The organism is Streptomyces sp. NBC_01351 (genome assembly GCF_036237315.1).
GTDB lineage: Bacteria > Actinomycetota > Actinomycetes > Streptomycetales > Streptomycetaceae > Streptomyces.
In genome coordinates this window covers 6,403,999-6,416,884 of the sequence record NZ_CP108356.1, presented here as the reverse complement: position 1 = coordinate 6,416,884, position 12,886 = coordinate 6,403,999, and the positions used below count along the sequence as shown (strand labels likewise).

The following is a 12,886-nucleotide window of genomic DNA, read 5'->3' as shown; positions in this document are numbered from 1 at the left end:
ACGTGGCGAGGGATCGGTGGGCCGAGGGGGGTTGCGTTCGACGCCCTGCGGGGACACCCCGGCACACACCCGTCCCTGTCGGAACCGGCGGGCGACACTTCGGACGGCAGCCTCCGGAAGGGGTACGGGGGGCGCGCCTAGCATGAGCCCGAGGGGCACGGGCAGGGCAACAGGGGGTACTGATGAAGGCATCCGTACGGATAGGTGCGGTCGTCGCCGGGTTGGTCGTTGTGGGCGGCGGGGTGATCGTCGTTCCGCGGCTGGTCGACAGCGACGGGGCGCGCGGGCCCGCGGAGCAGCGGCTCGGGAGGCCCGCGCCGACGGCGAGCGCTCCGGCTGTCGGCCGGCCGTTCACCCTGGTGGCGACGGGCGACATCATCCCGTACCCGTCGATCGTGCAGCGGGCGGCGGAGGACGCAGGGCGGGGCGGGGAGTACGACTTCCGGAAGATACTCGCCGGGGTCAAACCGCTGGTTTCCGCCGCTGACCTGGCGATATGCCATCACGAGATACCGTACGGGCGGCCCGGCGGCACCTACACCGGCTACCCCCTGTTCAAGGCCCCCCACCAGCTCGCGGACGCCCTCAAGGACGCCGGGTACGACGGCTGTTCCACCGCCTCGAACCACACCCTGGACGACGGCTACGACGGCCTCGTCCGCACCCTCGAACACCTCGACCGGGTCGGACTCGCGCACGTCGGCTCGGCCCGCAGCGTGGAGGAGGCCACGGCCCCGGCGCTGCTCTCGGCCGGCGGTGCGAAGGTCGCCCAGCTCTCCTACACGTACGGCACGAACGGGATACCGGTCCCGGAGGACAAGCCGTGGGCGGTGAACCTCATCGACAAGGACCGGATCATCGCCGACGCCCGCGCCGCCCGGGCGGGCGGCGCGAACGTGGTGGTGCTCAGCCTCCATTGGGGAACCGAGTGGCAGACGGCTCCCGATGAGCAGCAGAAGGAGCTGGCGCAGGCGTTGACCGCTTCGCGGTCGGCCGAAGGCCTGCCGGACATCGATCTGATCATCGGTACGCACAACCACGTGCCGCAGCCCTACGAGAAGATCAACGGCACCTGGGTGGTCTTCGGCATGGGCGACCAGGTGGCCAGCTTCGTACCGGCCGACAAGCTCCGCGGCAACCAGTCCTCGGTCCCCCGCTTCACCTTCGCCCCCTCGACGGCCCGTCCGGGTCGCTGGGAGGTGGTGAAGGCCGAATACCTCACGCAGTACTCGGACATGGGGCCGCCGTTCCGCGTCGTCTGCGCCTCGTGCGCCGCGTCGGACACCTCGCTGCCGGCCGGCAAGCGGAGCGAGTACGCCCGCATCGACGAGCAGGTCACCTCGGCCGTGATGTCACGTGGCGCGGGCGACCAAGGGCTGGAGCACGCCACCCGCTGAGCACTCCCCTCCGTGTGCTCGCGCGGGCGGCCCGGCCCCTACGAGGCCCTGCTGCCCCGGCGGCTCACGACGAGCGCCCCCGCGCCGATGCCCAGCAGGATCAGCGCGCCGCCCGCGACGTACGGGGTCGGCGAACCGCCGCCCGTCTCGGCGAGGTTGGCCTGGGTGCCGGAGGCGACGGTCTGCGGCTTGACGTCCGGCTTGACGTCCGGTGTGGCGGACGGGGTCGGCGCCGGGCCGGTCGGGGACTCGCAGTGCGCCTCGGCCAGGACGATCTCCCCCTCCACCTCGGCCACGTTCAGCTTCAGCGGGTTGACGGACACCTTCAGGCGCAGCGCGGCGGCGGCCGCCGTCGTGGAGGTGGTCTGCGTACCCGACAGCTCCAGGCTGACCATGCCCACCCCGGGGACCTCGACCTTGGTCGGGGCGCCGCCCGCGGTCAGGGTGATCTTCTTGCCGAGCGCGGTCACCGTCCCGAGGACGTTCGAGGTGGCCACCGGCTGCTTGCCGGCCTCGCAGACGGCCTTGGAGGTGACCTTCTCCACCTCGATGAGGGACAGCGCGGGCAGGCCCGGGACGTGCACCCTGGCCTTGGCCAGGGTGGCCTCCGCCTCGGCCCGGTTCTTGTCGGCGGTCGCCTTGGACGTGGCCACGTCGGCGCGCAGCACGCTGACGGGCGCTCCGCCCTCGACCCCGTCGAGGGTGACGGACAGCGCCGTCTTCTCGGCCGTCGCCGGGGCGCTCACCTCGTTGAGGCTCGTCTTCAGCGGGATGTGGACGGTCTTGTTGAGCAGGCCCACGTCCAGTCCGGCGCGCAGGACGGCGGCGCCTGCCTTGCCCTCGCGCCCGGTGCCCCCCGTGGCGGAGGCGGGCGGGGCGGCGAGCAGGGCAACCGCTCCCGTGGCGAGCAGGACGGCCGCGGGCATGCGGAAGGTGTTGCTGTTCAAGGCGGTGGAACCCCCAGGGAGATGGGTGCCGTCGCGCCGCCAATGGGGGACATTGCGCGCGCCGACGGCTTCGACCCTCGGAATTTTTACGCACTGTGAGTGAACGGGCGGCAACCTGGCGTGAGTTCATCCCAAAGGGTGGTTTTCGTGTATCTATTCGATTTTTTGCGCCTCATGAAGAACGGAAGTTCCCTCCCGTCCCACGTCCGGTTGCCGTAGGAGCATCCCTAACGACCGCCGGGTATCGGATGTCACGCGCCGTCAACGCGGCGCTCAGGCCCTGACCTTGCCGTTCACCACGACCCGCAGCGGCCGGGCGAGCTCCCGGACGTCGGCCCGCGGATCGCTGCCGTAGACGACGAGGTCGGCCGGCGCGCCCTCGCTCAGGCCCGGCCTGCCGAGCCACTCGCGCGCCGCCCAGGCCGTCGCCGAGAGGGCGTCCAGGGGCGGGATCCCGGCCTTCACCAGCTCCGCGACCTCGGCCGCGACCAGGCCGTGCGGCAGGGAACCCCCCGCGTCCGTGCCCACGTACACCTCGAGGCCCGCGTCGTAGGCGGCCCGGACGGTGTCGTAGCGCCGCTCGTGGAGCCGCCGCATGTGCGCCGACCAGCGCGGGAACTTCGCCTCGCCGCCCGCGGCCATCTTCGGGAAGGTCGCGATGTTCACGAGCGTCGGGACGATCGCCACCCCGCGCTCCGCGAACAGCGGGATGGTGTCCTCGGTGAGGCCGGTGGCGTGCTCGATGCAGTCGATGCCCGCCTCGACCAGGTCGCGCAGCGAGTCCTCGGCGAAGCAGTGCGCCGTGACCCGGGCGCCCAGCCGGTGGGCCTCGGCGATGGCCGCCTCGACCTCCGCGCGCGGCCAGCAGGCCGTCAGGTCCCCGGCCTCGCGGTCGATCCAGTCGCCGACCAGCTTCACCCAGCCGTCGCCGCGCCGCGCCTCGCGGCCGACGTACTCCACGAGGTCGGCGGGCTCGATCTCGTGCGCGTAGTTGCGGATGTAACGACGGGTGCGGGCGATGTGCCGGCCCGCCCGGATGATCTTCGGCAGGTCCTCGCGCTCGTCGACCCAGCGGGTGTCGGAGGGCGATCCGGCGTCGCGGATGAGGAGGGTCCCGGCGTCCCGGTCGGTGAGGGCCTGGCGCTCGGCGGTCTCGGCGTCCACCGCGCCATGGGAGTCGAGCCCCACGTGGCAGTGCGCGTCGACCAGCCCGGGCAGGGCCCAGCCGGACACCGTGGTGATCTCGCGGGCGGCGCGCGGGCGCTCGTACGAGACCTTCCCGCCGACCACCCAGAGCTCGTCGCGGACCTCGTCGGGACCGACGAGTACGCGCCCCTTCACGTGCAGCACATCGCTCATGTCGGCACTGTAACGGCCTGCTCGGTAGGCTCTGGAGGCAACCGCGGACGTAACCGGACGACCCCGGACGAAGAGAGAAGCACCGACGTGTCCCACCCCCTCCTGGACCTCCCGCCGCTCACCGCGGAGCGTTTCGCGTCGATCGAACGGAGGGTCGCGGAGCTGCTGTCCACCCGGCAGGACGTGGTGATCACCCAGGGCGAGGCGCTGCTGCCGCTGGAGGGGTGCATCCGGTCGGGCGCCCGGCCCGGCTCGACCGCCCTGAACGTGGTGACCGGGCCGTACGGGACCACGTTCGGCAACTGGCTGCGCGACTGCGGGGCGAGCGTGGTGGACCTGGAGGTCCCCTTCGACACGGCGGTGACGGCCCAGCAGGTCGCGGGGGCGCTGGCCGCGCACCCGGAGATCGATTTCGTCTCGCTGGTCCACGCGGAGGCGGCGACGGGCAACACGAACCCGGTGGCCGAGATCGGTGAGGCCGTACGGGAGCACGGCGCCCTGTTCATGCTGGACGCGGTGGCTTCGGTCGGCGCGGAGCCGCTGCTCGTGGACGCGTGGGGCGTGGACCTGTGCGTGATCGGCGCGCAGAAGGCGATGGGCGGCCCGGCCGGCGTGTCGGCGGTGTCGGTGTCGGACCGCGCGTGGGCCCGGTTCGCCGAGAACCCGGCGGCTCCGCGCCGCTCGTACCTCTCGCTGCTGGACTGGAAGGAGCGCTGGATCGACGCGGGGCGCAAGGCGCTCCCGCACGCCCCGGCGCAGTTGGAGATGCTGGCGCTGGAGGCCTGCCTGGACCGCATCGCGGACGAGGGCCTGCCGGCGGTGACGGCCCGGCACGCGGCCGCCGCGGCGGCGACCCGTGCGGGCGCGACCCTGCTGGGGCTCGCCCCGTACGTGGGCCGGGCGGCGGAGGCAGCGCCGGTGGCCACCACCCTGCGGGCCGACGAGGCCTCGCTCGTGGTGGCCAAGGCCCTGGCGGCGGACCCGGCGGCTCCGCTCGCCGCGGGCGGCGGGGCTCTGGCGCGGGAGATGATCCGGGTCAACCACTACGGCCGGGCGGCTTCGCTGCCGGTGGTGCGGGCCTCCCTGACGGCACTGGCGGCCGCGCTGGGGGCCGAGCCGGACGCGGCGCTGGCCGCGTGCGAGTCGGCTTGGGCGGCGACCCTGTCGCGGTAGCGGCCCGGCCCGGCCGCGGTCAGGACAGGCAGCGGTCAGGACAGGGCGTCCAGGAGCCGGTCCACGTCCGCCTCGGTGGTGTAGAGGTGGAACGAGGCGCGCAGGGAGCCGGCGCGGGCGGAGGCGATGACGCCGGCGGCCTCCAGGGCCGGCTGGCGGTCGGCCAGCCCCGGTACCGAGACGATGGCGGCCTCGCCGGGCACGGGTTCGAAGCCGAGGCGGGCGAGACCGGCACGGTAGCGGGCGGCCAGGGCGGTGTCGTGGGCGTGGACGGCCTCGACGCCGATCCGCTCCAGCAGGGCCAGCGAGGGCTCGGCCGCGTGGTACGGGAGGAAGGCCGGGGTCTCGTCGAACCGGCGGGCGCCGTCGGCGAGTCGGGGCATCGGCCCGTAGGTGGCGTCCCACATGGAGTCGGCCGCCACCCAGCCGGCGTGCAACGGGGTCAGGGTGTCCTGGGCCTCCTCCGACACGGTGAGGTAGGAGGCCCCGCGCCCGCCGAGCAGCCACTTGTAGCCGCCGGTGACCGTGAAGTCGTAGGGCGAGGCGTCGAAGGGGAGCCAGCCCGCCGCCTGGGTCGCGTCCACCAGCATGCGGGCCCCGTGCGCCGCCGTCGCCGCGCGCACGGCGGCCAGGTCGGCGATCCTGCCGTCCGAGGACTGCACGGCGCTCAGGGAGACCAGCGCGGTGTCGGGGCCGACGGCCTCGGCGAGGGCGTCGAGCGGCGCGAAACGCAGCTTGAGGTCGCCCCGGACCAGGAAGGGGTTGATCACGGAGGCGAAGTCGCCCTCCGGACACAGCACTTCGGCGCCCGGCGGGAGCGATGCCGCGATCAGGCCGACGTGGGTGGAGACGGCCGAGCCGATGGCGACCCGGCCGACATCCACCCCGACCAGCCGGGCGAAGGCGGCGCGGACCCGGTTCACCCGGTCGAAGTCGCCGAACCCGGCGGGGATTCCGGCCGCCGCCGCCTCGGCCAGCTCCCGTACGGCCGCGACGGCGGACCCTGGGAGGACCCCGCAGTTGGCGGTGTTGAGGTAGGTGGTGGAGTGGGAGAACTCGGCACGGGTCGCTTCGGCGATCGAAAGATCCATGTCGTCAACTCTGCGCCAGGACCGACCCAAAGTCCATTGCCGAGTTTCCTGCGCTCACCCCAAGCAACACTTATACCTGCGGGACCGCGCACGCTCCGTCGGGCTCGCACGCCTCGGCGGCGGCCGCCGGCTCCTCGATCTCGCGCCCGGCCCACGCCTGCTCCAGGACCCGGGTGAAGACATCGGCCGGCTGCCCGCCGGAGATCCCGAACCGGCGGTCGAGGACGAAGAACGGCACGGAGTTGGCACCCAGTTCGGCCGCCTCGCGCTCGTCGGCGCGGACCTCGGCCGCGTAGGCGGAGTCGTCGGCGAGGACGGTGCGGGCCTCGGCCTCGTCCAGCCCGGCCTCGACGGCGAGCGCGATCAGCACCTCGGGGTCGAAGACGGAGCGCTCCTCGCCGAAGTTGGCCCGGTAGGCGAGGTCGAGCAGCTCCTCCTGGCGGCCGCGGGCGGCGGCCAGGTGCAGCAGGCGGTGGATGTCGAAGGTGTTGCCGTTGTCGCGCCCCTCGGTCCGGTACTCCAGCCCCTCGGCGCGGGCGGTGGCCGCGACGTGCTCCTCCATGCCGCGCGCCTCGTCCAGGGTGCGGCCGTACTTCGCGGCGAGCATCTCCACGACGGGGGCGGTGACGCCCTTGGCGCCGCCCGGGTCCAGCTCGAACGACCGGAAGACGACCTCCACCTGGTCGCGGTGGGCGAAGTCGGCCAGCCCCTTGGCGAAACGGGCCTTGCCGATGTAGCACCACGGGCAGGCGATGTCGCTCCAGATCTCGACGCGCATAGTCCTTCTTCTCTCCGGTCCTGGGTACGCAGCACTCATGTGCGCATGAACTGTTTGAGCTTCAACCACTCTTCGGGGCGTCTCATTCCCCGGACGGTGGCGGCACCGTGAGCCAGAGGGTGCGGTGGGAGCCTGTGCGGCCGGAGGCCGGGGCCGGGAGCCAGCCGTGACGGGCGTAGAAGGCCTGCGCGCGCAGGTTGTGCACGTAGACGTCGAGGCGGACCCGGGCTATACCGGCGCGGCGCCAGGCGTCGAGGCAGGCGGCGTGCAGGGCGGCCCCTGTGCCCCGGCGCCAGTGGACCGGGTCGACGTGGAGCTGGGTCAGGGTGGTCACGCCGCCCGCGGTGAGGAAGGCGGCGACCCCGGTGACCTCGCCGTCCCGCTCGGCGCAGAACACCCCGCCCTCGGCGGCGGGCCGGGCGAGGGCCCGCGACCAGCCCTCTCGGGTCCGCGCCGTCTCGGCCTCGCCGGAGTAGGCCTGCTCCGGGATGTGGCCCACGTAGTAGGTGGCCCGGGCCCTGGTGTGGAGGGCGGCGATGGCGTCGAGGTCGGCAGGCTGTGCGGTCCTGATCACGGAGAGGGAAACGCGCCGGGAACCGTGTCGGTTCCCGGCGCGTTCCGCGTGCTGTACGCGGCTACTTCTTGAGCCACGCCTGCATCATCTTCTGGGCGATCGGGGCGGCCAGCTTGCCGCCCCCGATCTCGGAGCGGTCGGTGTCCGAGTTCTCGATGACGACGGCCACGGCGATCTGCTTGCCGTTCGTCTTGCCGTAGGAGGTGAACCAGGCGAGCGGGGCGAGGCTGTTGTTGACGCCTCGCTGGGCGGTACCGGTCTTGCCTCCCACCTCGGCGCCCGAAACCAGGGCCGGCTTGCCGCCTCCCTCGGTGGCGACGGTCTTCATGGCGTCACGGATCATCGAGGCGGTCTTCTCGCTCATGACCTGCTGGGACTTCGGATCCTTGAAGCTCTCCAGCACGTTGCCGCCGGCGTCGGTGACCTCGGAGACCATGTGCGGGGCGACGAGCTTGCCGCCGTTCTCGATCGCGGCCGTCACCATCGCCATCTGGAGCGGGGTGGCCTGCACGTCGAACTGGCCGATGCCGGTCTGCGCGACCTGGTCGACGGACATCTTCTTCGACGGGTACTTGCTCGGCGGGTTGGTGCGGACCGGGGTGTCGATCTGCGTGTTGAAGCCGAGCTTCTCCGCCATGGCGCGCATCTTGTCCTGGCCGAGCTTGTGCGCGAGCTCCGCGAAGACGTTGTTGCAGGACAGCCTGAGGGCCGTGCGCACCGAGACGTTGTTGCAGGCCGCGGAGCCCGCCTCGCTGGGCAGCAGGGTGCGGGTGCCGGGGATCGTGTACGGGTCGGGGATGCCGGTCGTCTGGTCCAGGTTGGTGACGAGGCCGTTCTCGATCGCCGCGGCGAGGGTCACGAGCTTGAAGGTGGAGCCGGGCGCCTGGGGCTTGCGCAGCGCCACGTTCTCCATGGCCTTGCCCTTGTCGGCGGAGAGCTCCTGCCAGGCCTTGTCGTCGGCGGCTCCGGTGATGCGGCCCGGGTCGAAGGAGGGGTTGTTCACCACGGCGAGGATCTCGCCCGTCGCGGGGTCGATGGCCACGGCGGCGCCCTGCTTGCCCTGGAGCGCGTCGTAGGCGGCCTTCTGCACGTCCTTGTCGATGGTGGTCAGGACGTTGCCCGGGGCGGCACGCTTGTTGGTGAGCGTGTCCATCATGGTCTTCAGCCGGCTGTCGGAGCCGTTGAGGACGTTCTTGTAGATGCCCTCCAGCATCGTCGTGCCGTAGGCCTGGGAGCTGTACCCGGTGATCGGCGCGTAGAGGGGCCCGTCGGTGTACGTCCTCTTGTACCCGAAGTCCTTGCCGCCCGTCTTCGTCGAACCGGTGATCGCCTCCCCGCCCACGATGATGTTGCCCAGCGGGTTCTCGTACTGCCCGATGAGGTTCCGCCGGTTGTGCTTGTCGTCTGCGAGGGCCTGGCCTTGGTATGCCTGCACCCAGGTGACGCGGACCAGCAGGGCCAGCACCAGGAGCAGACAGAAGACCGACGCACGCCTGATCGTCTTGTTCATCCCCCAGAAGGACGTCCCGACCGCCCGAGCCGTTCCGCTCTGCCCCGATTGTGGCCGGGTTCTCAGCTTTTCTTCATGATGAAGCCCCCCTCGTAGGCCGCGATGACCGCCTGTGTGCGGTCACGGGAGCCCGTCTTGGTGAGGACCGCCGCCACGTGGGTCTTGACCGTCTGAGGGCCGACCCCGAGGCGTTCGCTCATCTCGTGGTTGGACAGTCCGGTGGCCATCAGGCGCAGTACGTCGGCCTCCCGGTCGGTGAGCCGGGACACCCAGGGCGCGGTGCCGGCCGGAGCCCCGGCCGTGTGGGCCGCGGCGAGGGAACGGACCGCGGCGGGGAAGAGCAGCGAGTCGCCGCGGGCCACGAGCCGGACCGCGCCGACCAGCTCGTCGGGATCGGCACGCTTGAGGAGGAAACCGGAGGCCCCCGCCCGCAGCGCGTCGTAGACGTAGGCGTCGTTCTCGAAGGTGGTGACGACCACGATCCGGGGCGGATCGGGCATGGTGGCGAGGATCGTCTCGGTGGCCCGGATGCCGTCTATCTCGGGCATCCGGACGTCCATCAGCACCACGTCGGGTGCCAGCGACCGGACCAGCGGGACGGCCTCGGCCCCGGTGGCCGCCTCGCCGACCACCTCCAGGTCGGGCTCGGCTTCGAGGATGACGCGCAGGGCGGTGCGGACCATCCGCTCGTCGTCGCAGAGCACGATGCGCAGCGGGGGCCGGCTCGGCGCGGTCATCGGGCGCCCTCCCCCAACGGCAGGACGGCCCGCAGCCGCCACCGGCCCTCGTGCGGGCCCGCCTCGATGCTGCCGCCGAGCAGCGCGGCCCGTTCGGCTGCGCCGCGCAGCCCCCGGCCTCCGGTGGTACGGGGCTCCCGCTCGTCCGGCGGGGCGGGCGGATTGGTCATGGTGATCTCCAGTTCACGAAGTACGACTTCCGGCCGGGGGCGCTGCCCCTCCTGTACGCGGGACACGTGCTGTTCGCGGATCCGCAGTTCCACCGGGCCCGCGCCGTGCCGCAGTGCGTTGCTGAGGCCCTCCTGGACGATCCGGTACGCCTCGCGGGAGGCGATCGCCGGGAGCTGCGCCCAGTTCCCGGCGGGCCCCGGATCCTGGTGGGCGGTGACGGTGGCGCCGGCCGCCCGGGTGCGGGCCAGCAGCCCGTCGAGGTCGGCGGCCAGGGTCGGTGCGGGTGCGGCGTCCGGCCGGGCCGGGTCCCCGTCGCGCAGCAGGCCCAGTACGGCGTCCAGCTCCCCCACCGTCCGCCGGGTGGTGTCCTCGATGGCGGCCAGCGCCTCCCGCACGAACTCCGGGTCCCGCTCCAGCACCCGCCGGGCGGCGACCGCCTGGAGGGTGACGGCGCTCAGTGCGTGCCCGACCGCGTCGTGCAGCTCCCGGGCCAGCCGGTTGCGCACGGCCAGGTCCGCGGCCCGCTCCTCGGCCGCCGCCAGCCGGTCCGCCGCGGTCGGCCCGAGCAGTACGGCCGCCAGCCGGGCCAGCAGCGCCCCGGCTCCGGCGGCGCAGAGCGTCAGCCCCGCCAGCAGGCCGATCCCGAGCAGCGGTGCCACGTACGGCTGGGCGTCGGTGGAGAACCAGCCGAGCCCCAGCCCGGTCTCCTGCAGCCCGCTCGCGAACGGGAGCGCGATCAGCACGACCCCCATGGGCGGCACCGCGAGCGTGAGCCCGCTGACCAGGGCGCCGACCCCGAGGTGCAGGGTCCACCAGGCGGAGGTCCGCCCCCGGGCGGCCCAGGACCTCGCCGGCCCCTCGGCCAGCCGGTCCCCCGGCACCTCGCACAGGGCCCGGACGGCCGTCACCGACAGCGGCCGCACCGGCCCGAAGGCGGCGGTGGCCGCGGCGAGCGGCAGGGCGGCCGCGTAGGCGGCGAGGGCCAGTGGGAAGGAGTTGAGGGCGTTGACCCCGCCGGCCACCATGCCGACGCCCACCTGGGTGAGGAAGAAGTACGGCATCAGCAGGGCCCCGCCGAGTATCAGGTGCACCCAGCGCAGCCGGGCCCGCGCCCCCAGCAACCCGCCCAGGGCCGCACGCATCACCCCTCGCGACGCGATATGAGGAACCGGGCGAGGACGGTGGCGGCGAGCGATCCGGTGATCATCTGGCCAGCGTAGGCCAACAGGGCTGCCGCCGGGGGCCCTTCGCCGCCGTCCAGCTGCGGCCCCGCCGACACGACGAGCATCCAGGTCCCCCAGCTCAGGGCCGCACCCGCACCGATCCAGGCGAGGCCGAGCGGCCACCGCGCCCGGAGCGCCCCGCCGCGGGCCAGGATCAGTGCCCCCGCCCCGGCGGCGAGCGCGCACATCCCGTGGACGAAGGACACCACGGCGGTGTCCGCCGAGTGGGCTGCCGCCCGCTCGGATCCCAGGCCGGCCGCACCCCCCAGGGCCCAGTAGACGTACACCGCCGCCACCGCCAGACCGGCCGCTGCCGCGGCTGCCGCCACCACCCCCGTGGACGACGGCAGCCGGGGCCCCGGCACGCCCTGCCACCGCCGGCCCCAGCGCTCCCGCGCATAGGGCACGAACAGCCCGGCCAGGGCGAGTCCTTGGATCGCGAACCCGGTGTAGACGACGTTGAACACCCAGGGGTCCAGGAACGGCTCGCGGACCGCCTTCGCGGCGGTGCCCTCCCCGAAGCCGAGCAGCCGTACGAGGAGTTGGCCCGGGAAGCCGGTGACGATCGGGGCCAGCAGCCCGGTCGCCACGAACACCGGGACGGTCAGCAGCCAGGCGGGCACCCGCAGCCCCCAAGGTCTGGTGAGGACCAGCACGAGCAGGATCACGCAGGCGTCCATGGCCACCGTCACGGCGTTCGCCGCGATGAGGAACGGATCCGGGTCCAGCAGCACGCTGCCGTCCGGTATGCCGATCCGGCTCCCGGCCAGCCAGGCCGTCTTGAGGGCGAGGTAGGGAACCGTGGCGGCCGGCGCCGCCACCGTCAGGGCCCGCCGCCACGCCCCCTGCCCGGGGGCGTGCCGTACCGGCCGCAGTGCGTGCTCCGCACGCTCCGGGTTCGGTGTGCGCATCGTGTGAACGGCTCGTTCGGTCATGACCCAACGGTCCCGCGCGCGCCGCCCCGCCACCTCCCCCTCCAAGGGGAACCTCCTCCCCCGGGCGGGGGAGGAACCTCGCCGTCCACCGCCTCACATGCGCCGCGTCGCCACCGACAGCCGGTCCCGCGCCTCGAACAGCGCCGCCTTGATGGCCTGCTCGTGCCCCGGCGTCAGCCGGGCCACCGGCACCGAGCAGCTCACCGCGTCCCGTGCCGGGGTCCGGTACGGAATCGCCACCCCGAAGCAGCGCAGCCCGAGCGTGTTCTCCTCCCGGTCCAGCGCGTACCCCTGCTCCCGGACCAGCGCCAGCTCCTCGATGAGCTGCTCCCGGTCGGTGACCGTGTGTTCGGTGACCGCTTCCAGCCGCCGCGGCAGCAGTCCTCGTACCTCTTCGTCCGTGTGCGTGGCCAGCAGCGCCTTGCCGAGCGCCGTCGAGTGCACGGGCAGCCGCCGACCGACCCGGGTGAAGGGCCGCAGGTAGTGCTGGGACTGGCGGGTGGCCAGGTACACCACGCTCGTCCCGTCCATCCGGGCCAGGTGGATGGTCTCCGTCGTGTCGTCGGAGAGCCGGTCCAGGGTGGGCCGGGCGGCGGCGACGACCTCGTCGCCGTCGATGTACGAACTGCCGACGAGCAGGGCCCGTACGCCGATGCCGTACCGCGTGCCCGTGGCGTCCGTCTCCACCCATCCCAGGTTCACCAGGGTGCGCAGCAGCATGTAGAGGCTGGACTTGGGCAGGGAGAGGTCGTTCTGGATGTCGGCCAGGCTGTGCAGTCCGGGCCGGGCCGCGAAGTGCTCCAGGAGCAGCACGGTCCGGACCGCCGATTTGACCGCCGCCGCCTGGGCCGGGGGCCCCGCCTCGGTCGTCGTCATGGGCGCGCTTCCCCTCTTGTCGCCTCTGGTCGCGCCTGCTCGCGGCTGGTCGCCTCTTGTCACGAGCAGGACGCGGAAATAGAGTCCGCAGCAGATGTGATCATTCATCCACCGG

12 protein-coding genes are annotated in these 12,886 nt (G+C 73.1%); 2 read left to right on the top strand and 10 right to left on the bottom strand.

What is annotated here, in order from left to right:
- The first annotated feature begins 182 nt into the window (after positions 1 to 182).
- Positions 183 to 1,397, top strand: coding sequence for a CapA family protein (locus OG625_RS29590; protein ID WP_329387081.1), 1,215 nt, complete (start codon positions 183 to 185; stop codon positions 1,395 to 1,397).
- 38 nt (positions 1,398 to 1,435) lie between these two features.
- On the opposite strand, the gene OG625_RS29585 is transcribed toward OG625_RS29590, so the two are convergent.
- The gene (locus tag OG625_RS29585) at positions 1,436 to 2,344 is read right to left on the bottom strand and encodes an SCO1860 family LAETG-anchored protein (protein ID WP_329387079.1); all 909 of its coding nucleotides are present in this window, start codon (positions 2,342 to 2,344) and stop codon (positions 1,436 to 1,438) included.
- 273 nt (positions 2,345 to 2,617) lie between these two features.
- Positions 2,618 to 3,703 (bottom strand): amidohydrolase family protein, encoded by a 1,086-nt coding sequence (locus OG625_RS29580; RefSeq protein WP_329387077.1) that lies wholly within the window; start codon positions 3,701 to 3,703, stop codon positions 2,618 to 2,620.
- An 87-nt stretch (positions 3,704 to 3,790) separates the two neighbouring features.
- Here OG625_RS29580 and OG625_RS29575 point away from each other — a divergent pair, with 87 nt between their 5' ends.
- Positions 3,791 to 4,876 (top strand): pyridoxal-phosphate-dependent aminotransferase family protein, encoded by a 1,086-nt coding sequence (locus OG625_RS29575; RefSeq protein ID WP_329387075.1) that lies wholly within the window; start codon positions 3,791 to 3,793, stop codon positions 4,874 to 4,876.
- Positions 4,877 to 4,911: 35 nt separating this feature from the next.
- Here the strand turns inward: OG625_RS29575 and OG625_RS29570 are convergent, their stop codons facing one another.
- The 8 genes from OG625_RS29570 to OG625_RS29535 form a co-directional block, all read right to left on the bottom strand.
- Positions 4,912 to 5,967: an aminotransferase class V-fold PLP-dependent enzyme gene (locus OG625_RS29570; RefSeq protein WP_329387073.1), complete on the bottom strand. Its 1,056-nt coding sequence runs from the start codon at positions 5,965 to 5,967 to the stop codon at positions 4,912 to 4,914.
- A 70-nt stretch (positions 5,968 to 6,037) separates the two neighbouring features.
- Positions 6,038 to 6,745 carry a DsbA family oxidoreductase gene (locus tag OG625_RS29565; protein ID WP_329387071.1) on the bottom strand — a complete coding sequence of 236 codons (708 nt, stop codon included), beginning with the start codon at positions 6,743 to 6,745 and terminating at the stop codon, positions 6,038 to 6,040.
- An 82-nt stretch (positions 6,746 to 6,827) separates the two neighbouring features.
- Positions 6,828 to 7,319 carry a GNAT family N-acetyltransferase gene (locus OG625_RS29560; RefSeq protein ID WP_443067799.1) on the bottom strand — a complete coding sequence of 164 codons (492 nt, stop codon included), beginning with the start codon at positions 7,317 to 7,319 and terminating at the stop codon, positions 6,828 to 6,830.
- Positions 7,320 to 7,380: 61 nt separating this feature from the next.
- Positions 7,381 to 8,829, bottom strand: a complete 1,449-nt coding sequence (locus tag OG625_RS29555) for a peptidoglycan D,D-transpeptidase FtsI family protein (protein WP_329387069.1) — start codon at positions 8,827 to 8,829, stop codon at positions 7,381 to 7,383.
- A 62-nt stretch (positions 8,830 to 8,891) separates the two neighbouring features.
- Complete coding sequence (locus tag OG625_RS29550; protein WP_329387067.1) at positions 8,892 to 9,566, bottom strand: response regulator transcription factor; 675 nt, start codon at positions 9,564 to 9,566, stop codon at positions 8,892 to 8,894.
- Positions 9,563 to 10,879 (bottom strand): sensor histidine kinase, encoded by a 1,317-nt coding sequence (locus tag OG625_RS29545; RefSeq protein ID WP_329387065.1) that lies wholly within the window; start codon positions 10,877 to 10,879, stop codon positions 9,563 to 9,565. The genes OG625_RS29550 and OG625_RS29545 overlap by 4 nt, the downstream gene beginning before the upstream one ends.
- The gene (locus tag OG625_RS29540) at positions 10,879 to 11,895 is read right to left on the bottom strand and encodes a hypothetical protein (protein WP_329387063.1); all 1,017 of its coding nucleotides are present in this window, start codon (positions 11,893 to 11,895) and stop codon (positions 10,879 to 10,881) included. The genes OG625_RS29545 and OG625_RS29540 overlap by 1 nt, the downstream gene beginning before the upstream one ends.
- A 93-nt stretch (positions 11,896 to 11,988) precedes the next feature.
- On the bottom strand, positions 11,989 to 12,771 hold the full coding sequence (locus tag OG625_RS29535; protein WP_329387061.1) for an IclR family transcriptional regulator: 783 nt from the start codon (positions 12,769 to 12,771) through the stop codon (positions 11,989 to 11,991).
- Positions 12,772 to 12,886 lie beyond the last annotated feature (115 nt).

Coding starts and splice junctions, on each gene's coding strand:
- OG625_RS29550 (WP_329387067.1), bottom strand. CDS start 9,566: ATGACCGCGCCGAGCCGGCCCCCGCTGCGCATCGTGCTCTGCGACGAC.
- OG625_RS29570 (WP_329387073.1), bottom strand. CDS start 5,967: ATGGATCTTTCGATCGCCGAAGCGACCCGTGCCGAGTTCTCCCACTCC.
- OG625_RS29580 (WP_329387077.1), bottom strand. CDS start 3,703: ATGAGCGATGTGCTGCACGTGAAGGGGCGCGTACTCGTCGGTCCCGAC.
- OG625_RS29590 (WP_329387081.1), top strand. CDS start 183: ATGAAGGCATCCGTACGGATAGGTGCGGTCGTCGCCGGGTTGGTCGTT.
- OG625_RS29540 (WP_329387063.1), bottom strand. CDS start 11,895: ATGACCGAACGAGCCGTTCACACGATGCGCACACCGAACCCGGAGCGT.
- OG625_RS29545 (WP_329387065.1), bottom strand. CDS start 10,879: ATGCGTGCGGCCCTGGGCGGGTTGCTGGGGGCGCGGGCCCGGCTGCGC.
- OG625_RS29555 (WP_329387069.1), bottom strand. CDS start 8,829: ATGAACAAGACGATCAGGCGTGCGTCGGTCTTCTGTCTGCTCCTGGTG.
- OG625_RS29565 (WP_329387071.1), bottom strand. CDS start 6,745: ATGCGCGTCGAGATCTGGAGCGACATCGCCTGCCCGTGGTGCTACATC.
- OG625_RS29535 (WP_329387061.1), bottom strand. CDS start 12,771: ATGACGACGACCGAGGCGGGGCCCCCGGCCCAGGCGGCGGCGGTCAAA.